General features: G+C 58.2%; 18 protein-coding genes. 14 read left to right on the top strand and 4 right to left on the bottom strand.

Annotated elements, in window-relative coordinates; all coding sequences use genetic code 11:
- Positions 1-36: 36 nt before the first annotated feature.
- The 4 genes from AB4O09_RS12860 to AB4O09_RS12845 are packed head-to-tail and all read left to right on the top strand — an operon-like array spanning position 37 to position 2,976.
- Positions 37-573 carry a chemotaxis protein CheW gene (locus AB4O09_RS12860; RefSeq protein ID WP_003203051.1) on the top strand — a complete coding sequence of 179 codons (537 nt, stop codon included), beginning with the start codon at positions 37-39 and terminating at the stop codon, positions 571-573.
- The gene (locus tag AB4O09_RS12855) at positions 570-1,406 is read left to right on the top strand and encodes a CheR family methyltransferase (RefSeq protein WP_003203053.1); all 837 of its coding nucleotides are present in this window, start codon (positions 570-572) and stop codon (positions 1,404-1,406) included. Before AB4O09_RS12860 ends, AB4O09_RS12855 begins: the two co-directional genes overlap by 4 nt.
- Positions 1,403-1,900 (top strand): chemoreceptor glutamine deamidase CheD, encoded by a 498-nt coding sequence (gene cheD, locus AB4O09_RS12850; RefSeq protein ID WP_003203055.1) that lies wholly within the window; start codon positions 1,403-1,405, stop codon positions 1,898-1,900. Before AB4O09_RS12855 ends, cheD begins: the two co-directional genes overlap by 4 nt.
- Before the next feature lie 2 nt (positions 1,901-1,902).
- Positions 1,903-2,976, top strand: a complete 1,074-nt coding sequence (locus tag AB4O09_RS12845; RefSeq protein WP_003203057.1) for a protein-glutamate methylesterase/protein-glutamine glutaminase — start codon at positions 1,903-1,905, stop codon at positions 2,974-2,976.
- A gap of 1,186 nt (positions 2,977-4,162) precedes the next feature.
- On the opposite strand, the gene AB4O09_RS12840 is transcribed toward AB4O09_RS12845, so the two are convergent.
- Positions 4,163-4,696 carry an REP-associated tyrosine transposase gene (locus AB4O09_RS12840; protein WP_003203062.1) on the bottom strand — a complete coding sequence of 178 codons (534 nt, stop codon included), beginning with the start codon at positions 4,694-4,696 and terminating at the stop codon, positions 4,163-4,165.
- 714 nt (positions 4,697-5,410) lie between these two features.
- Here AB4O09_RS12840 and AB4O09_RS12835 point away from each other — a divergent pair.
- The 5 genes from AB4O09_RS12835 to AB4O09_RS12815 all read left to right on the top strand — a co-directional run bounded on the left by AB4O09_RS12835 (position 5,411) and on the right by AB4O09_RS12815 (position 10,840).
- Entirely contained in the window at positions 5,411-7,159 is a 1,749-nt protein-coding gene (locus AB4O09_RS12835) for an ABC transporter permease (RefSeq protein ID WP_460108302.1), read from the top strand.
- An 11-nt stretch (positions 7,160-7,170) separates the two neighbouring features.
- Complete coding sequence (locus AB4O09_RS12830; RefSeq protein ID WP_460108300.1) at positions 7,171-8,475, top strand: ABC transporter ATP-binding protein; 1,305 nt, start codon at positions 7,171-7,173, stop codon at positions 8,473-8,475.
- A gap of 64 nt (positions 8,476-8,539) precedes the next feature.
- On the top strand, positions 8,540-9,598 hold the full coding sequence (locus tag AB4O09_RS12825; protein ID WP_415239412.1) for a sensor histidine kinase: 1,059 nt from the start codon (positions 8,540-8,542) through the stop codon (positions 9,596-9,598).
- Complete coding sequence (locus AB4O09_RS12820) at positions 9,585-10,223, top strand: response regulator transcription factor (RefSeq protein ID WP_415239413.1); 639 nt, start codon at positions 9,585-9,587, stop codon at positions 10,221-10,223. The genes AB4O09_RS12825 and AB4O09_RS12820 overlap by 14 nt, the downstream gene beginning before the upstream one ends.
- A gap of 74 nt (positions 10,224-10,297) precedes the next feature.
- A complete protein-coding gene (locus AB4O09_RS12815; protein WP_027913188.1) occupies positions 10,298-10,840 on the top strand; it encodes a hypothetical protein in 543 nt (180 codons plus the stop codon).
- Between the two features lie 231 nt (positions 10,841-11,071).
- Here the strand turns inward: AB4O09_RS12815 and AB4O09_RS12810 are convergent, their stop codons facing one another.
- Both AB4O09_RS12810 and AB4O09_RS12805 read right to left on the bottom strand, forming a co-directional pair.
- Complete coding sequence (locus tag AB4O09_RS12810) at positions 11,072-11,269, bottom strand: MbcA/ParS/Xre antitoxin family protein (RefSeq protein WP_003203078.1); 198 nt, start codon at positions 11,267-11,269, stop codon at positions 11,072-11,074.
- 224 nt (positions 11,270-11,493) lie between these two features.
- Positions 11,494-12,411 carry a DMT family transporter gene (locus tag AB4O09_RS12805; protein ID WP_460087869.1) on the bottom strand — a complete coding sequence of 306 codons (918 nt, stop codon included), beginning with the start codon at positions 12,409-12,411 and terminating at the stop codon, positions 11,494-11,496.
- Between the two features lie 102 nt (positions 12,412-12,513).
- Between AB4O09_RS12805 and AB4O09_RS12800 the strand changes: the two genes are divergently transcribed.
- Together AB4O09_RS12800 and AB4O09_RS12795 are read left to right on the top strand one after the other, a co-directional pair.
- A complete protein-coding gene (locus AB4O09_RS12800) occupies positions 12,514-13,380 on the top strand; it encodes a LysR family transcriptional regulator (RefSeq protein ID WP_460087872.1) in 867 nt (288 codons plus the stop codon).
- A gap of 278 nt (positions 13,381-13,658) precedes the next feature.
- A complete protein-coding gene (locus tag AB4O09_RS12795; protein ID WP_046064208.1) occupies positions 13,659-13,931 on the top strand; it encodes a hypothetical protein in 273 nt (90 codons plus the stop codon).
- 153 nt (positions 13,932-14,084) lie between these two features.
- Here AB4O09_RS12795 and AB4O09_RS12790 read toward each other — a convergent pair whose 3' ends face one another.
- A complete protein-coding gene (locus AB4O09_RS12790) occupies positions 14,085-15,236 on the bottom strand; it encodes a PDDEXK-like family protein (RefSeq protein ID WP_460087875.1) in 1,152 nt (383 codons plus the stop codon).
- Positions 15,237-15,627: 391 nt separating this feature from the next.
- Between AB4O09_RS12790 and AB4O09_RS12785 the strand changes: the two genes are divergently transcribed.
- The 3 genes from AB4O09_RS12785 (at position 15,628) to AB4O09_RS12775 (ending at position 17,644) form a co-directional block, all read left to right on the top strand.
- Positions 15,628-15,822, top strand: coding sequence for a hypothetical protein (locus AB4O09_RS12785; protein ID WP_460108298.1), 195 nt, complete (start codon positions 15,628-15,630; stop codon positions 15,820-15,822).
- Positions 15,823-16,040: 218 nt separating this feature from the next.
- Positions 16,041-17,093, top strand: a complete 1,053-nt coding sequence (locus AB4O09_RS12780; RefSeq protein ID WP_321849981.1) for a DUF262 domain-containing protein — start codon at positions 16,041-16,043, stop codon at positions 17,091-17,093.
- A 2-nt stretch (positions 17,094-17,095) separates the two neighbouring features.
- Positions 17,096-17,644 carry a hypothetical protein gene (locus AB4O09_RS12775; RefSeq protein WP_321849982.1) on the top strand — a complete coding sequence of 183 codons (549 nt, stop codon included), beginning with the start codon at positions 17,096-17,098 and terminating at the stop codon, positions 17,642-17,644.
- Positions 17,645-17,767 lie beyond the last annotated feature (123 nt).

Here is a 17,767-nt window from a genome sequence, read left to right as displayed (position 1 = left end):
CCCGGTTCCACTGGCTTGCTTAAAGGAGAAAAAGCAATGGGCGCCATCGCGACCACACGTCAAACCGCCATCGCGGTCGAGGAAGAAGCGCAATACCTGACGTTTATGCTCGGCACGGAGATGTTTGCCATCGGCATCCTGTGCATCAAGGAAATCATCGAGTACGGCAACCTGACCGTGGTGCCGATGATGCCGGCCTTCGTGCGCGGGGTGATCAACCTGCGTGGCGCGGTCGTGCCGGTGGTGGACCTGTCGGCCCGTTTCGGCCGGCCGAATTCGGCGATCAGTCGCCGCAGCTGCGTGGTGATCATCGAGGCGGCCAGCGCCGACGGCCAGGCCCAGGACATTGGCCTGTTGGTGGACACGGTATCGGCGGTGCTGGAAATCCCGGCCTCGCAGATCGAGCCGCCACCGAGCTTCGGCGCGAAGATCCGTGCCGATTTCATCAGCGGCATGGCCAAGGTCGATGGCAAGTTCGTCATCGTGCTGGAGGTGGACCGTGTGCTGTCCATCGACGAGATGTCCCTACTCGCAGAAGCCAGCCCGAGCGCGCTGGAAGTGGATGCCCCGTGAACGCCGATACCTGCAAGGAACGCACGCTGAACGCACAGGCGCTCACTGACCGAGAGTTCGGCCAGTTCCAGTCCTGGCTGTACCAGGCCGCCGGCATCAGCCTGTCCGAGGCCAAGAAAGCCCTGGTGGCCGGGCGTTTGTTCAAGCGCCTCAAGCACTATGGCTTGGACAGTTACGGCGAGTATTTCAAGCTGATCATGAACGGCCAGCGCACCGATGAGCTGCAGGTGGCGCTGGATCTGTTGACGACCAACGAGACCTACTTTTTCCGCGAGCCCAAGCATTTCGACTTCCTGCGCCAGCACGTGCTGCCCCATGCGACACCGGGCAAGACCTTCCGCCTGTGGAGCGCGGCCAGTTCATCGGGGGAAGAGCCCTACAGCCTGGCCATGACCCTGGCCGAAGGATTGGGCACCACACCCTGGGAAGTCATCGGTTCGGACATCAGCAGCCAGGTGCTGGCCAAGGCGCGCGCCGGGCATTACCCGATGGAACGTGCCCGCACCCTGCCCCATCCGCTGCTGGTGAAATATTGCCTCAAGGGCACCGGCAGCCAGCAAGGCACGTTCCTCATCGACCGGGCATTGCGCAACCGGGTCAACTTTATCCAGGTCAACCTCAACGACACCTTGCCGGATCTGGGGGAGTTCGATGTGATCTTCCTGCGCAACGTCATGATCTATTTCGACCAACCCACCAAAAGCAAAGTGGTTGCCCGCTTGTTCCCCCGGCTCAAGCCCGGCGGGTATTTCATCATCAGCCACTCGGAAAGCCTCAACGGTGTGTCCGATGCATTGAAACTGGTGGCGCCATCGATTTACCGCAAACCATGAACGCCGCCATCAGGGAAGTGGCCGAGGTGTACCTGGCGCCCGGGGAGTTTCGCTTCGCCACCTGCCCGACCCGCCTGCGCACGATCCTCGGTTCTTGCGTGGCAATCACGCTGTGGCATCCGGAACGCAGGATCGGCGCCATGTGCCACTTCATGCTGCCCAGTCGGGTGCGCTGCTCCACCGCACTGAACGGCCTCTATGCCGACGAAGCCATCGAACTGTTCATCCACCAGGCCCGGGCCCACCACACCGAACCCGAGGACTACCAACTCAAGCTGTTCGGCGGCGGCGAGATGTTCCCCGAGCTGCAACGCCACGTGCCCTACGGCGATGTGGCGCGGCTGAACGTCAACGCCGCGCTGGAAATGGCCGCCCTCTATCGCCTCGACCTGATCGCCCAGGACATGGGCAGCACTGGCCACCGCAGCATCATCTTCGACCTTTGCAGCGGCGATGTGTGGGTCAGGCACCAACCTATAAGGACCCGGCACTGACTATGTCAAAAAAGATCAATGTACTGCTGGTGGATGACTCTGCCGTGGTTCGCCAGGTGTTGCTGGCGATCCTCAGCGACACACCGGACATCCACGTCATGGGCGCGGCGTCCGACCCGATTTTCGCCATGGACAAACTGGCCAAGGAATGGCCCGACGTAATCGTGCTGGACGTGGAAATGCCGCGCATGGACGGCATCACGTTCCTGAAGAAAATCATGAGCGAGCGCCCCACTCCGGTGGTGATCTGCTCGTCCCTGACACCCCGGGGCGCGGAAACCACCTTGCAGGCGATGGCCGCTGGTGCGGTGGAAATCATCACCAAGCCCACCACCGGCCTGAAGAACTTTCTGTTGGAGTCGGCGCCGGAACTGGTGTCGGCGATCCGTGCCGCCGCCCAGGTCAACGTGCGCAACCTGGGCAAGCGTCCCGCCCCGATCGCGCTGACGCCCGCGACCAAACTCACCGCCGACGCCATGCTGCCCGCCGCCAACGGCCACGCCATGGCGCAGACCACCGAACGCATCGTCGCCCTGGGCACATCCACCGGCGGCACGCAGGCCCTGGAAGCGGTGCTCACTGCCCTGCCGCGAGTGTGCCCGGGCATCGTCATCGTCCAGCACATGCCGGAAAAATTCACCGCCTCGTTTGCCGCCCGGCTCAACAGCCTGTGCCAGATCGAAGTGCGCGAGGCCCGCAACAACGACCGTATCCACCCGGGCCTGGCGCTCATCGCACCAGGCGGCAAACACATGATGGTGACCCGCAGCGGCGCGTTCTATCACGTGCAGGTGGTGGACGGCCCGCTGGTCAACCGCCACCGCCCTTCGGTGGATGTGCTGTTCCGCTCCGTGGCCAAATTCGCCGGCCGCAACGCCACCGGCATCATCATGACCGGCATGGGCGACGACGGCGCCCGCGGCCTGAAGGAAATGCTCGACGCCGGCAGCACCACCGTGGCCCAGGACGAAGCCAGCTGCGTAGTCTTCGGCATGCCCAAGGAAGCGATCAAACTCAACGCCGCACAACGAGTGATGGGGTTGCAGGAGATTGCGCAGGTGATTCTGCATCGGTAACAACGACCGTCCCTACAGCGGAGCTTGATCTGGTGAACGATCGTTCCTCACGCTCCGCGTGGGAATGCCGCCAGGGACGCTCCGCGTTCCGCTTCTGGAAGGTGACGCAGAGCGTCACGGGATGCATGCCCACGCAGAGCGTGGGAACGATCAGGTGGCGGGGCGGTGAACGATCGTTCCTCACGCTCCGCGTGGGAATGCCGCCAGGGACGCTCCGCGTTCCGCTTCTGGAAGGTGACGCAGAGCGTCACGGGATGCATGCCCACGCAGAGCGTGGGAACGATCAGGTGGCGGGGCGGTGAACGATCGTTCCTCACGCTCCGCGTGGGAACGCCGCCAGGGACGCTCTGCGTTCCGCTTCTGGAAGGTGACGCAGAGCGTCACGGGATGCATGCCCACGCAGAGCGTGGGAACGATCAGGTGGCGGGGCGGTGAACGATCGTTCCTCACGCTCCGCGTGGGAACGCCGCCAGGGACGCTCCGCGTTCCGCTTCTGGAAGGTGACGCAGAGCGTCACGGGATGCATGCCCACGCAGAGCGTGGGAACGATCAGGTTGCGGTGGCGGTGAACGATCGTTCCTCACGCTCCGCGTGGGAACGCCGCCAGGGACGCTCTGCGTTCCGCTTCTGGAAGGTGACGCAGAGCGTCACGGGATGCATGCCCACGCAGAGCGTGGGAACGATCAGGTGGCGGTGGCGGTGAACGATCGTTCCTCACGCTCCGCGTGGGAATGCCGCCAGGGACGCTCCGCGTTCCGCTTCTGGAAGGTGACGCAGAGCGTCACGGGATACATGCCCACGCAGAGCGTGGGAACGATCAGGTGGCGGGGCGGTGAACGATCGTTCCTCACGCTCCGCGTGGGAACGCCGCCAGGGACGCTCCGCGTTCCGCTTCTGGAAGGTGACGCAGAGCGTCACGGGATGCATGCCCACGCAGAGCGTGGGAACGATCAGGTGGCGGGGCGGTGAACGATCGTTCCTCACGCTCCGCGTGGGAACGCCGCCAGGGACGCTCTGCGTTCCGCTTCTGGAAGGTGACGCAGAGCGTCACGGGATGCATGCCCACGCAGAGCGTGGGAACGATCAGGTGGCGGGGCGGTGAACGATCGTTCCTCACGCTCCGCGTGGGAACGCCGCCAGGGACGCTCCGCGTTCCGCTTCTGGCGGAGGGCAGTGAGCGCCGCGGTCAATACCATCGCTGAATCTCAATCAACCCTTCCATCCCCGCATAATTGCGTGCACTGGAGTAGCGCCAATGCTCCGGTAACTCCACGTACCCACGCTTCACTGGGTTGAAATGGATGTAATCCAGTTTCTGGCGCATGACCGCTTCGCTATGGATTTGCTCCGCATGTGAGCCTTCTTGCCAGAGCTGATAGACCCTGTCCTGCTTATGTGCTCGCTTGCTGAACCGCAGGCGTTGCAATGCCCGCGCAGCGCCCTTGCTCTGTAGGTCGTTGATGATCTGGCGCGCCGTAAAGGATTTGAACTGACGCAAGCACTTGCCCAGATTCGGCGCTTGGGCAACGAAATGCAGATGGTTTTCAAGAACGACATAACCGAACAACTGCAAGTTTTGATGGGTTTGCTGATAGCGCCAGCACCCAAGCAGGTGATCAACGAGATAGGGCCGTATGAACAGCGGCAACCACTCCATCAATGTGCAGGTGAGAAAGTGGGGTTTTTCGGGTTCGGTAATGACGTAGCGGCTCCGGCCCATGGGATGCCTTCCTTTGCGGCGTGAGGAACAACTATGTTGCCGGCTTGGAGCCATTTGCGGATAGACGAACAGGGCTCGGAGCATGTGGGAATGGTCGGAAAAAACTCGATGATCGTTCCCGCGCTCTGCGTGGGAATGCAGCCTGGGATGCTCTGCGTCCCTTCAAGAGCCGAACGCGGAGCGTCCGTGGAGGCATTCCCACGCAGAGCGTGGGAACGATCAATGAAATCGCTCTCCGCAGGCTTTCCAGCAGCCGTTGCCTACACGGGCGAAATCGTCGCCAGCACACCAATCAAAATAGTCAGCGCCAAAAACCCACCTAAAAAAATCGCCATCTTCGCCATGAGCACTCCTGGACCAAAAAATTGCAGTACACGGGCCGTCCGATAGGCAAACCGCGTGGTTATTCTGGGGTGGGGGCCGGGTTCATTACAGAGGCACCTGACGCAGGAAAATACGGATCAGACGAACGCCCTCCCGCCCCCCTCGCGCAACTTTCAATAGGCGACAAATTGGCGAAGTTCTTTCACCGAAGGGGAACGGATATACCAAAGTATATTTTCATGTCCCAAGTCAGCGTGGTCTTCAGCCCAGGCAGCCCTTAATCTTGCCGGGCATTTAACGCACCCGTTCAAGTGCGCTTCAACTTCATGACATCCAATGATCGCAAGTGTGGTCGCAGCCCTGGTTTTCAAAGAGTAATAGAGGTGATCCATGCGCCCTTCTTTCCTTGCACCTGTATTGACGCCCTTCAAAAACCGGGAGCAACTTCCTGCTAATTCCTGGCGGGCCGATATCGCGCTGCTGGGCCTCCTGGTGCTCTTGGCTGCCTTTGTCTTCCATGGCCTGGATCAAATGAACCAGCCCCTCGGCGTGCTTGACTCTTCGCCGCTGTCCCTTGATCTGGTGCATCTGCCGGAATATACCTTGCGCACCACTTTGCGCATGTTCATCGCCTTGTTCGCTTCGTTTGTATTTTCCTTGGTCGTCGCCACGTTGGCCGCCAAAAGCCGCAAGGCTGCAATCGTTATCCTGCCCGCCTTGGATATTCTCCAATCCGTGCCAGTCCTTGGCTTTCTTACGTTTACCGTTGTGTTCTTCATGGGACTGTTCCCGGGCAAGGAAACCGGCGTGGAGTGCGCGGCCATCTTCGCCATCTTCACCAGTCAAGTCTGGAACATGACCTTCAGTTTCTATCAATCGCTGAGAACCGTGCCCAACGATCTTTACGAGGTCAGCCGACAGTTCGCGTTTTCGCCATGGCAACGCTTCATCAGGCTGGAGTTGCCCTTCGCCACGCCGGGCCTGGTGTGGAACATGATGATGTCGATGTCCGGCGGCTGGTTTTTCGTGGTCGCTTCCGAGGCCATCACCGTCGGCGACACCACCGTCAGCCTGCCGGGGATCGGTTCATGGCTGGCGCTGGCAATCGAGCAGCAAAACATCGCCGCGATTGCATGGGCGGTACTGGCCATGGTCGCGGTGATCATTGCCTATGACCTGCTGTTTTTCCGGCCCATCGTCGCCTGGGCGGACAAATTCCGCTTCGAGCAGACCGCCTCCCAGAAACGCCCACGGTCCAGGGTCTACGACCTGCTGCGCTCGACTCGCCTGGTGCCCTTGGTGCTGCTGGCGCTGGGCAGCATCAAGGCCTCGTTATTCCTGGAGAAGCTCCCCCGGCTGCCGTCCATCCGCTTCAAGACCAGCGCCCGCGTCAGCCGCACAGCCGACCGGGCCTGGCTTGCCCTGGTCGCCGCTGCCTGCATCGCCGGCATCCTGCAGTTGTCGCGGTTCATCGGCAGCACGTTAGGTTGGGAGGACGTGGCCAGTACGTTTGGCCTGGGCCTGATCACCCTGGTGCGCGTCAGCGTGCTCATCGTGCTGGCCAGCGTGGTGTGGGTGCCCATCGGCGTCTGGATCGGCTTGAACCCGCGCTGGGCCGAGCGCCTGCAACCCATCGCGCAGTTACTGGCAGCCTTCCCGGCCAACGTGCTATTTCCGTTCGCGGTGATCGCCATCGTCGCCCTGAAACTCAACCCCGATGTCTGGCTTTCGCCGCTGATGATCCTGGGCACCCAGTGGTACATCCTGTTCAACGTGATTGCCGGCGCCAGCGCCCTGCCGACTGATTTGCGCGAGGCGGCGCGCAGCTTCCACATACGCGGCTGGCAGTGGTGGCGCCAAGTCGCGCTGCCGGGCGTTTTCCCTTACTACGTCACCGGCGCCCTCACGGCAGCGGGTGGCTCATGGAACGCCAGCATCGTCGCCGAGGCGGTGTCCTGGGGCGACCACCATTTGTACGCGTCCGGCTTGGGCGCCTTCATTGCCCAGGCGACCACGGCCGGGGATCTGCAACGAGTGGCGCTGGGCGTTGTGGTCATGTCGATTTTCGTGGTGGGTTTCAACCGGTTGCTGTGGCGCCCGCTGTACGGTTTCGCCGAGCGTCGGCTTCGAATTGATTGAGGGGTGATCCAATGCAAGTGATGGACAAACGCTGCCTCGTGGATGTGCAGCAAGTCGGCCACGTCTACGGCACCGCTGGCGGCGCCGAGCGCCGGGTTCTGGACAACGTCTGCATGCGCCTGGACGAGGGTGAAATCGTTGGCCTGCTCGGGCGCTCGGGCTCCGGCAAATCGACCTTGCTACGCTCCATAGCCGGCCTGATTTCGCCCACCACCGGCGTGGTGGATTTTCCAAGCAATGCCCAAGGGCTGGCGAGCTCGGTGCGCATGGTATTCCAGAGCTTCGCCCTGTTCCCCTGGCTGACGGTGCTGCAAAACGTCGAGGTCGGCCTCGAGGCCCTCGGCGTGGCGGCACCTGAGCGGCGTCGGCGAGCGCTGGCCGCCATCGACATGATCGGCCTCGACGGCTTCGAAAGCGCTTTCCCCAAAGAGCTGTCAGGCGGTATGCGCCAGCGCGTCGGCCTGGCCCGTGCGTTGGTGGTCAACCCGGACGTGTTGTTGATGGACGAGCCATTCTCCGCATTGGACGTGCTGACCGCCGAAACGCTGCGCACGGACCTGCTGGATTTGTGGCGTGAGGGGCGCATGCCGATCAGGTCGATCCTGATGGTCACCCACAACATCGAAGAAGCCGTGCTGATGTGTGACCGGATTCTGATTTTCTCCTCCAACCCGGGGCGGGTCATGAGTGAGATCAGCGTGGACCTCAGCCAGCCGCGCAATCGTGCCGACCCGGCGTTCCAAGCCCTGGTCGAACACATTTACGTGCAGATGGCCGGTGGCGCGAATGCCGGCTCCCCACGCCAGGAAACCTTTGCCGGCAGCGGCGTGGGCATGGTCCTGCCGTCGATTTCCAGCAATGCCCTGGCCGGGCTGATCGAAGCGGTGCAGGACCAGCCGTTTGCCGGCCAAGCGGATTTGCGCGAACTCGCCAGTGCATTGCGCTACACCGCCAGTGACCTTTTACCGGTCGCCGAGGTGCTGCAACTCATGCGCCTGGCCGACCTGCAGGACGGCCACATTACCCTCCTGCCGGCCGGGCAGCGCTATGCCGAGTCGGCGGTGGATGAGCGCAAGCAACTGTTTGCCCAGCACCTGCTCAAATATGTCCCGTTGGTGGGGCATGTGCGCCGGGTGCTGGACGACCGCCCTACCCGCACCGCACCGGCCAGGCGTTTCCGTGACCAACTGGAAGATTTCATGTCCGAGCACGACGCCGCCATTACGCTGGACTGTGTCACGCAATGGGGTCGCTACGCCGAGTTGTTCGCCTACGACGAAGTGGCCGATCAGTTCAGCCTGGACAATCCATCCTGAGACGCTGCGGTATAAACTGCGTGGATCAGGCCTGGTCGTTGGAGCAATGCGCGATGGACACTCAATGAGAAGAACGGCGTTGACCCTGCGTCTACTGCTCCTGCTGGGATTGGCCCTGGGCATCGCGGCGATCGATACCGTCACCGACCTGGAAATCGCGGTCGGGGTCTTCCAGATCGTGGTGGTGCTGATCGCCGTGAGAATCCTGCCGGCACGCGCCGTGGCCGGGGTCTCGGTCATCTGCATGGTCCTGACGATCCTCAGCTATCGCTTCACTCGTTTTGGCGACACAGAGGCCGGGCTGATCAACGTGCTGATCAGCCTCGCGGCCATCGCCGGCACCACGTACCTGGCGCTGCGTCTCTCGGCCGCCGTGCGCACGGTGCATCAGACCCGCGCCCACCTGGCGCACATCGCCCGCATCAACATGCTCGGCGAACTCGCCGCCTCGATTGCCCACGAAGTCAACCAGCCCCTGGCCGCCGTTGCCGCCAGCGGCAGTGCCAGCCTGCGCTGGATGGCCACCGAGCCGCCCAACCTGCCCAAGGCCCGGCAAGCGGTGGAGCGGATCATCGCCGACACCCATCGGGCCAGCGACATCATTGCCCGGCTGCGCGGCATGGCCCGGCACCAAGCGCCGACGAAGCAATGGCTGAACGTGGCCGACACGGTCCATGCCGCGCTGCGATTGTTGGCCGGCGAACTGAACGAGCAGAACATCACCTTGCGCGTACAGGTCCAGGAAGGCCTGCCGCCGATGCTGGCGGATGAAGTACAAATCCAACAAGTGCTCCTGAACCTGGCGATGAACGCGCTCGACGCCATGCGCCAGGTTGACGTCGACCAGCGGATTCTGCAGTTTCAGGTGACGCTTGAATCGCCCCAGCAACTGCTCTTTTCGGTGTCCGACCAAGGCAACGGCTTGTCGGCAAGCAACCGGGAACGGGTGTTCGACGCCTTCTACAGCACCAAGCAGGACGGCATGGGGATGGGCTTGGCCATCAGCCGCTCGATCATCGAGGCCCATGACGGGCGGATCTGGGCCGCCAGCAACCCACCGTCCGGCTCGACGTTTCACTTCACCCTGCCAGCCGTTACAAGGGAATCCGATGAGCCAAACTGACGTTCATGACCAGGTCGATTCGATGATCTACATCGTCGACGATGACCACTCGGTGCGTGCCTCACTGCAAGACCTGCTGGCCTCCGTGGGCCTGGCAAGCATGGCATTCGGCTCGGCCCGTGAGTTCATCGACGCCCAACGGCCGGACGTGCCGGCGTGCCTGATTCTGGATGTGCGCATGCCGGGCTTGAATGGGCTGGACTTCCAGCAGGAAATGGCCCGCTTGAACATCCTGGTCCCGGTGGTGTTCATCACCGCCCATGGCGACATTCCCATGTCCGTCAAAGCCATGAAGGCCGGCGCGCTGGAGTTCCTGACCAAGCCATTTCGCGAACAGGACCTGCTCGATGCCATCACCCAGGGCCTGAACCGCGATCAGGAACGGCGCAAGGCCGCAGCGAGCATGGACGCGTTGAAACGCCGGCATGACACCCTGACTGACGGCGAACGCGAGGTGATGGAACTGGTCGTGTCAGGGCTGCTGAACAAGCAGGTGGCCGGCCAACTGGGTTTGAGCGAAGTGACCGTGAAAGTGCGCCGCGGGTCGTTGATGCGCAAGATGAATGCGGACTCGTTGGCAACGCTGGTGAAGATGTCGGAAAAACTCAAGGAAGCAGATCGCTAGCGGCCCATGATCACGGCTATCATTGCCGCTCGCCCTGTTGACGGGCGATGTCGCAGCCCCTCAAGGACTCAGGTATGAACCTTCTGCCGTCACGCTCCACCCTCTTCGTCTCCAGCCTTTTGCTCAGCTCGCTGTGCTTCGCCGAAGGCGAGCCAACCGACGGCAGCCTCATCAAGGACTCAACCAAAGCAGCCGTCTCAACGTTCATTACCGCCGGCAAGAACCTGCTCGGCGGCGTCAGTGAAGGCGTGCTCGATGGCCGCGAATCGGCCCAAGGCACCGATGGCGCCGCGATCATTTCCTCCAGCGAGCAAATGAAAGACCGCGTCGCCGTTGAAGTGTTGAAGCTCGAACCCAGCGACGACAACGTCAGCATCACCCTCGGCTTCAAGAACAGCACCGACACCCAACTGCGCGTGGTCAACCTCGGCCAGACCGGCGTACTGCTGGCCATTGACCAGGCGGGCTACTCCAACCGCCTCACCGGCCTGGACAACCCGGATGAAGTCACCATTCCGCCGAAGACTGCCGTGCGGCAGAAGTTTGTTTTTGAAGGCATGAACGAGGCGGTCAGCACGGTACGGGTGTGGGGGCAGGATTATCCGGTCAAGAAATAATGCACCCGCTCGTTCGGACGATCGTTCCCACGCTCCCGCGTGGGCATGCATCCCGTGACGCTCTGCGTCACCCTCCAGAAGCGGAACGCGGAGCGTCCCTGGCGACATTCCCACGCGGAGCGTGAGGAACGATCGTTCAAAGTTGTAGGCATAACGCAACCTGTGGCGAGGGGATTTATCCCCGCTGGGCTGCGCAGCAGCCCCAAAAAACCGCGTAGCAGAACACAGGATTCATTGATAAACCCCAAGCTCAACCCGGGTCAGGTAATCCTCTACTAACTTGAAACCCTGCGCATTATCGATCAGCTCCAATGGCACCTGACCGTCCAGGTACGTACAGGGCTTCCTCAACCAGTCTTCAGCCAACCGCTGGCTGCCGAAAACATTGGCGGCGTGTTCCAAGGCCTTGGCGTATGGGGCTCCAGGCATCGATCTGTCCTCACAATATAAAACCAAGCTGAGCGCGCCAGATGCCACGCTGAGCACTGAGACAATCCAGATCGTAAGGCTGGTACTTCCGAAGGCCAACCCTAAAAAGTTGTCAGAGACTTCTGTGATTTATCCCAAAGCGATCGCCTGTCTGTAGGACGGGGGTTCCATGGCACTCCGTGTGGCGACAACATCCAACGTCATTGCCGACACCCACAACAGAATCAACCGACTTTTGCCCCACTCCCCGGCTCAAACCTCAACGCCAGCACGCTCACCAACACAATCACCGCCCCCACAATAACCATCGCTGACGGTCGCTCGGCCAACACCAAAGAAGCCATCAACATCGCCGTGGGCGGTATCAGGTAAAGCGCCATGGAAGCGCGGCTCACGTTGCTGTGCGCCAGCACGTAAGCCCAAGCCAGGTACGCCAACGCACTGGGAAAAATACCGAGAACCAACACCGCCAGATTCACCGAAGCCGAAGCCTGTCGCGCCGCACTCAACATCCCCGGCGCAAAAATGAATAACAGGACTGTGCCCGACCAAACGGTGTAGCAAACCACGGTCAAACCGTCATAACGATGGGCATGGCGCTTTTGCAAAACGAAATACAAACTCCAGGACAGCGCCGCCAACAGGATCAATAGCCCATGGGCGTCCATATCACCCAAGCCACGATCCCCCGCGACCACCACGCCTGCGCCAAGCAAGCCGCATAGCACACAACCCCACTGCCACCCGCTGAATCTGTCCTTGAAGACAAAATGCGCCAGTAGCGTGCTGAACAACGGTGTGGACTGGGCCAGCACACTGGCCGCCCCAGCGCTGACGCCCCGCTGGCCGTAATTGAGGGCGATGTGGTGCAGGCTAACGGCAAAGAAACCCAACACCGCCAGCAACGGCAAATCCCTGAGACGCGGCGAGGAAATACCCTTCACCATCGCAACGAAGCCCATGAACACTGACGCGATGAGAAACCGCACCAACGCCAACTGACCCGGCTCATAAGCCTGCAAGCCAATGCGGATACCAATCGGCGAATAGGCCCAGCAAACGATCACCAACAGCGTCGCCAGGATAACCTTCACACCGGTTTTGCCGGAGCAACCTTCAACCCGCGCAAAACGCATTTCCATCTAAAGTTCCTGCTCATTGGCCGATTTGCCTCGAAGTATCGAAACCACCCCACCTCAGCACAAGTGACTTAAACTCAGCCCATCATTCACCTTTGGTGAGCTATGGAACTGTCCCAACTGCGCATGCTCAAGACGGTCTGCGACACCGGCAGCATCGCCCGCGCCGCCGAAGTGCTGCACTGCGTGCCGTCCAACATCACCGCGCGCCTCAAGTCCCTGGAACGGGAACTCGGCACGCCGCTGTTTTTCCGCGAAGGTCGCGGGCTGCGGGTCAGCCCAGCGGGCGAAGTGTTTCTGGAGTACGCGACAAAAATACTGAGCCTGACGGAAGAAGCCCGCCGCGCAGTCGCCCCCACCCGCACCCCGAGTGGCCCACTGCGCATAGGCGCCATCGAGTCCAGCGCCACCGGGCGTCTGCCGCAGTTGCTCGCCAAATACCACGCGCAGTATCCGCAGGTGTCGCTGGAACTGAGCACCGGAACCTGGGCGCAGTTGCTGGACGATATCCAACATCACCGGCTCGATGGCGTGATCGTAGCGGTGGACATCCAACGGCCTGGACTCAAGCGAGCCGTGATGTACCGCGAAGACCTGGTGCTCATCGCCTCCGAGTCCCACGGCCCGCTGCGCAGCGCCGCCGATTTGCAAGGCAAGGCAATTTTCATGTGGCCCACGGGCTGTCCGTACCGCTTGGCGCTGGAACAGTGGCTGCTGCGTCATGACCAAGTGCAACCGATCACCAGCATCGCCAGTTATGGCGCCATTGTTGGCTGTGTCAGCGCGGGTGCCGGCGTCTCGCTGGTGCCCCGGGGGATCTATGAGCAATATCGCCAGGGCGCTGGTTGGACAGGGTATGAGTTTCCCGAGCTGACGGGGATCGATAACCTTTTTTACTGGCATGAAAACGCTGGGAAACATCCTGCCAGAGAGGCGTTTTTGGCGATGTTGCAGACGGAGTTCGAAGGCTAATTGTGGCACTCTCCCCTGTGGCGAGGGAGCTTGCTCCCGCTGGGCTGCGCAGCAGACCTGAAGCTGACACCTATGTCTTTTGATGGTTTTGAATCAGCCGAACCGTCCATGTCAGATCCCTCCCGCAAAAAACGATCGCAACTCCTACGAAGCTTTAGGAACCCATCACCTTCCCCGCCCAATCCGACAAAACCTATAGTAATGCCCATCGCTCAATGGCGATCAGGTTTGGCGACCTGAGGATCGGATCAGCCCATTAACCTGATCGGAGCAATCCCATGGAAAGATACATCCCCATCACCGGCATCGACTGCACTCCCGCTTCCCTGCTAATCGACACCCAAGCGCCGCTTGACGTCCTGCATGCAACCGCTGATCACCGAATACGTGTGGTGACCCAGGTACTGGAAAACATTGCGTTTCGCTCTGAAATCACCAGCGATACGGTGGTGCTTTCGGACTTCGCACAGCTTCTGGTGATTCCGTTGCGTGATGGCTGTGATTTGCTGGAGGTGATTGGTCGGCGGCTTCAGGCGCAGGCTGAAAGCTGATAAAACGACGGGCGCCTGAAAGCGCCCGTTTTACGTAATCAAAGATCTGCATCACGCACCAGATCTGACCATCTAGTTTAAAGATCCCGACTTGCAAAAAACGGCAAAAACTGGTCCATCGAATTTCTACAAAGCAGGGGTAGATTCATTCGATCAATCACGACTCTGCACGTCGCACAACCTACTAACACTCGACCAGAGGTCGTATAAATCGTCAGCCATGCGTTCCGCCATGCGAGCTCTCTTTTCAGGGTTGGTCAGTACCATCAAATGCTCATCGCTGGGATTTTTCATGTTGAGCTCAGTGGTGTAGCGCCATAGCAAACCGTTGCTACTCACTCCGTTGTTTTCTAACAGCGCCGTCAGTGCATCCAGGCGGCTGTAATCATGCGGATGGAACTCGGCATCACAGTAATAACCGCAGTAAAAGCGGTGATTGAGTTCGATGTAAACCGCGCCTGATACAGAGCCGAGCTCGTAAAAAAGGCCAAAATGGCGGTTATCCCGGACCGCGCTGTAGTAGCGGTCGATTATCGCCGCCGTCGGCGCTTTAAAGGGTTTTGGCAAATCGGGATATTTAACCTCTATACACTGCGCAACCGCTTGCCAGAGTTCCAGTTGCAGGTCTTTCAAGGTCTCGATGTAGGCTTTTTGCAAGTCCCGAACCACGAGCAGATTGTTGCCCTGACGTAACGTCTGCTTGATAGCGTCCATGTAAGCATGTCCTTGGTTCTGGAAGGTCAATTTTGCGATGAGATCGATGTATTGCAGCAGGCTTTCACGCACGGCAGCTTCGCGGATCACCCACGGTTGGCATTGCTCCAGCCATGGCAGGATGTCGGCGGCGTAGCTGATACGTTGGTAATCGATGCCCAGACAACTGCGGGGATCAGCATCGCGGCCATCCAAGGTAAGGTAGACCGGCGGATAGGTCTGGTAGCCCTCGCCCTGAAGCGTCTCCAGATAGCGAAATAACTGAGCCTCCTGGTCCTCGGCGTAGAGCTTGTTTTCGATGATGATCGCTTGCCGTTTGGCGTTACGGATCAGGATATCGACGTTCCGGTATTCGACCTCCACCGTGACGCCGCGGCAGTCGAAACCCTCGATATTCAATGCGTCTAGCAGCAATTGCAGCAGTTTGCCACCGGCCGCATGAGCGCCTTGGGGGTTGAGCAAGAAGGCCAAGTAGCGAGAGTGCAGGCGCACTTCATCCGAGCCACTGCGCAGTAAGGTGAACAGGTTGAAAGACGGGGGGCGATGCAGTTCGGCCCGGAGTAAAGCGGCGCGGTTGATCAAAATGTGCAAGGCTCATCTCCTTGTGCTTGCAATGCTTATGGTGATTGTATTGCGCCATTACAGAATCCGCATTCGGTATATGCAGTTCGCTCAAATTTAGGATTTTTTGAATATCAGGCTTTGGCGGGACGTAAGCCCAGCAAGCGTTCGCTTTTGGCCGATTTCAGCCGGTCGCCACAGGCAGAAAACGGCCAGAAGAGGTCACTCGCTCGCTTTCCACCACCGCCGACCATCTCTGTTGAAGTCAGGACTATGGTAATGTCCACGAGCGTTCTATCGCAATGGCTGGAGCGCGCTGTGGGTCAAGGATAACAAGCTGACTAGTCAGGCGCCCAATTGCCCTTACGGCTTATTGGCACTGCGGTTGAGTAGTCAAGGGAATTGAGCCTAGAGGTTTACAATGGAACAGCAAGTTGCGCTCCGAATGATCGCGGAAAAGGCGTATGACGTCGGGTACTCCGCCAAGCTTCATTCCTCCACTCATGACATCGTAGAGCAAGCCCCTGGGTGGATTGGCATGATCTCACTCATATTGGTGTCCTTTCGCTCTAGACTGACGTTTTGGGCGCCAAGCAATTTTCGGAACTCATACTGACATGACGCAGACGGTACTCTCCCCAAGCCAACGCCCTACGACGCAATGAGCTCGCAGAAATGTACATAAGACTTTCATTATTTCGCACAGCCCGTGCTGGTTTCTTACAGATTATTTGAGCTGCCATTCGTGCGCTTGCATGCACTAAACGGTTTATATGTAGAGTGCTCGGCTATAGATAATCATGCGGCGCACGAGCCATTAAGGAATGTTAAGAAATGACAAAAACCTTTGAGTTCGATAGTAATTATGAAGAAGATTTTAAGTTCTCCTCCGAAGAGGCTTTCTCAAAGATCTCATCATACTCCATTTCATATAGTGTAGCCACGCTCATTGACCTAATTGAGCGCCAGGAACTTGAATTAGAGCCAGAATTTCAAAGGAATTTTGTATGGGACAAGCGTACTGCGAGTCTTTTTATTGACTCGTTACTAATTGGCTTTCCGACTCCAAACTTATTTTTTGGACGAAACTCATCCAGGGATGACTTCATAGTTATTGATGGACTGCAGCGACTAAAAACAATTTATTTCTTTATAACAGAGCAATTTTCAAATAGCGATAGATTCAGGCTTGTCGGCTTAGACGGTCGCTCTTGGAATGGCTGCAGCTATAACGAACTACCTCTAAATTTACAGCGCAGACTAAAAAATTCAATCCAAAACTCGACCATCATTGATGATATAGATTTCAACCCTGAAATTGTGCATGAGTTATTCTATAGAATAAATACCGGGGGCGTGCCGCTAACAGATCAAGAAGTTAGGAATTGTGTATATACGGGTGAATTCAATCGTACCCTGCATAGACTCAACAACTATCCCGCATGGAGAGAGTTGCTCGGGACATCTGAGCCACACCTTAGGCTCGCTGACATTGAGCTGATCTTGCGAATCATGTCGCTAATCGATGAGTATGAAGACTACCGACCTCCAATGAGTAGATTCCTCAGCCATTTTCAGTCTAGTCATCGTGACGAACGAATGGAAAACCATGCCAAGTTATTTGAGAATGTATGCGACTTGCTTTGTACTGAATTAGATGTTGATACATTCAGAAATAGAGGAGTTATAAAAAGAAATCTGCTTGAAACGATTTTTGTGGCTTTGGGAATTTGCATCAAAAAAAGTTATAAACTTCCCAACATCAAATCAGGAGTGACAACGTTTTCAGAAATTATCGAGAAAAATAACGCCTTGCGCTCAGCAACAACATCTACTGCCGTCATACGCGAGAGAATCAACACAGCCGTTAATTTGCTAAGGGGGTGAGCATGAATTTTAACTCGCCTGAAATTCAAACTTTGAAAAGCAGTTTAGATGGCAGTATTCACTCCGCCATTCGGCACGAGCCAAATTCATATGCGGCAATAAAAGTACAAGCGCTGCTGGATATTACCGTATATGTAATGGCTTGTAGATTTCTTGAAGCGTCGGTAAAACATATTGTCTATAATTGCATGGTAATCAGAGGGACTAGTCAGCAGGACTTAGAGTCGCTATCAAGTCGCCTCAAAAAATTCAACAATCCCGAGTTTTCAAACATTAAAAAATTGCTTTTAGAAGAGCTTGGCTACGACATTACAAATGATATTAATTCGGGTTACCTTCCAAGGGACATCACATTTTTAAATGAACTGTGCTTAAATAGGCACAGGAACGTTCATGCAAATGAGGATCCGAGAGATTGGTATAGTGCCAATCGAAAAACAATGGATAATTTTAGGCAAGAATATGAGGGATTGCTCAACATTGTTAAGTATCTAGATGGGCTTGTTTTTGATAGGTCAATCAATAGCTACGTTCTGCGCCTGGCTATGTAACAAGAGACTACTGCCGGCTCGTAAAGTCTGGGCTTCCTTTACTCACTGTCGGTGGTAGCGCTCGCCATAAGTTGCACTCAACAGCATCTTCAGAACTTTGGTAAGGCGTTTGGCCTGATCCCC

The organism is Pseudomonas sp. H1_F01 (assembly GCF_054681425.1).
Note: the sequence above shows the minus strand (reverse complement) of the source record. Positions and strands in the feature narration are given on the sequence as shown.

Excerpts from the sequence above, each read along its gene's own strand:
- AB4O09_RS12845 (WP_003203057.1), top strand. The coding sequence starts at position 1,903 with ATGTCAAAAAAGATCAATGTACTGCTGGTGGATGACTCTGCCGTGGTT.
- AB4O09_RS12835 (WP_460108302.1), top strand. The coding sequence starts at position 5,411 with ATGCGCCCTTCTTTCCTTGCACCTGTATTGACGCCCTTCAAAAACCGG.
- AB4O09_RS12805 (WP_460087869.1), bottom strand. The coding sequence starts at position 12,411 with ATGGAAATGCGTTTTGCGCGGGTTGAAGGTTGCTCCGGCAAAACCGGT.
- AB4O09_RS12830 (WP_460108300.1), top strand. The coding sequence starts at position 7,171 with ATGCAAGTGATGGACAAACGCTGCCTCGTGGATGTGCAGCAAGTCGGC.
- AB4O09_RS12780 (WP_321849981.1), top strand. The coding sequence starts at position 16,041 with ATGACAAAAACCTTTGAGTTCGATAGTAATTATGAAGAAGATTTTAAG.
- AB4O09_RS12840 (WP_003203062.1), bottom strand. The coding sequence starts at position 4,696 with ATGGGCCGGAGCCGCTACGTCATTACCGAACCCGAAAAACCCCACTTT.
- AB4O09_RS12825 (WP_415239412.1), top strand. The coding sequence starts at position 8,540 with ATGAGAAGAACGGCGTTGACCCTGCGTCTACTGCTCCTGCTGGGATTG.
- AB4O09_RS12775 (WP_321849982.1), top strand. The coding sequence starts at position 17,096 with ATGAATTTTAACTCGCCTGAAATTCAAACTTTGAAAAGCAGTTTAGAT.
- AB4O09_RS12810 (WP_003203078.1), bottom strand. The coding sequence starts at position 11,269 with ATGCCTGGAGCCCCATACGCCAAGGCCTTGGAACACGCCGCCAATGTT.
- AB4O09_RS12785 (WP_460108298.1), top strand. The coding sequence starts at position 15,628 with ATGGAACAGCAAGTTGCGCTCCGAATGATCGCGGAAAAGGCGTATGAC.
- AB4O09_RS12820 (WP_415239413.1), top strand. The coding sequence starts at position 9,585 with ATGAGCCAAACTGACGTTCATGACCAGGTCGATTCGATGATCTACATC.
- cheD (WP_003203055.1), top strand. The coding sequence starts at position 1,403 with ATGAACGCCGCCATCAGGGAAGTGGCCGAGGTGTACCTGGCGCCCGGG.
- AB4O09_RS12815 (WP_027913188.1), top strand. The coding sequence starts at position 10,298 with ATGAACCTTCTGCCGTCACGCTCCACCCTCTTCGTCTCCAGCCTTTTG.
- AB4O09_RS12800 (WP_460087872.1), top strand. The coding sequence starts at position 12,514 with ATGGAACTGTCCCAACTGCGCATGCTCAAGACGGTCTGCGACACCGGC.
- AB4O09_RS12860 (WP_003203051.1), top strand. The coding sequence starts at position 37 with ATGGGCGCCATCGCGACCACACGTCAAACCGCCATCGCGGTCGAGGAA.
- AB4O09_RS12795 (WP_046064208.1), top strand. The coding sequence starts at position 13,659 with ATGGAAAGATACATCCCCATCACCGGCATCGACTGCACTCCCGCTTCC.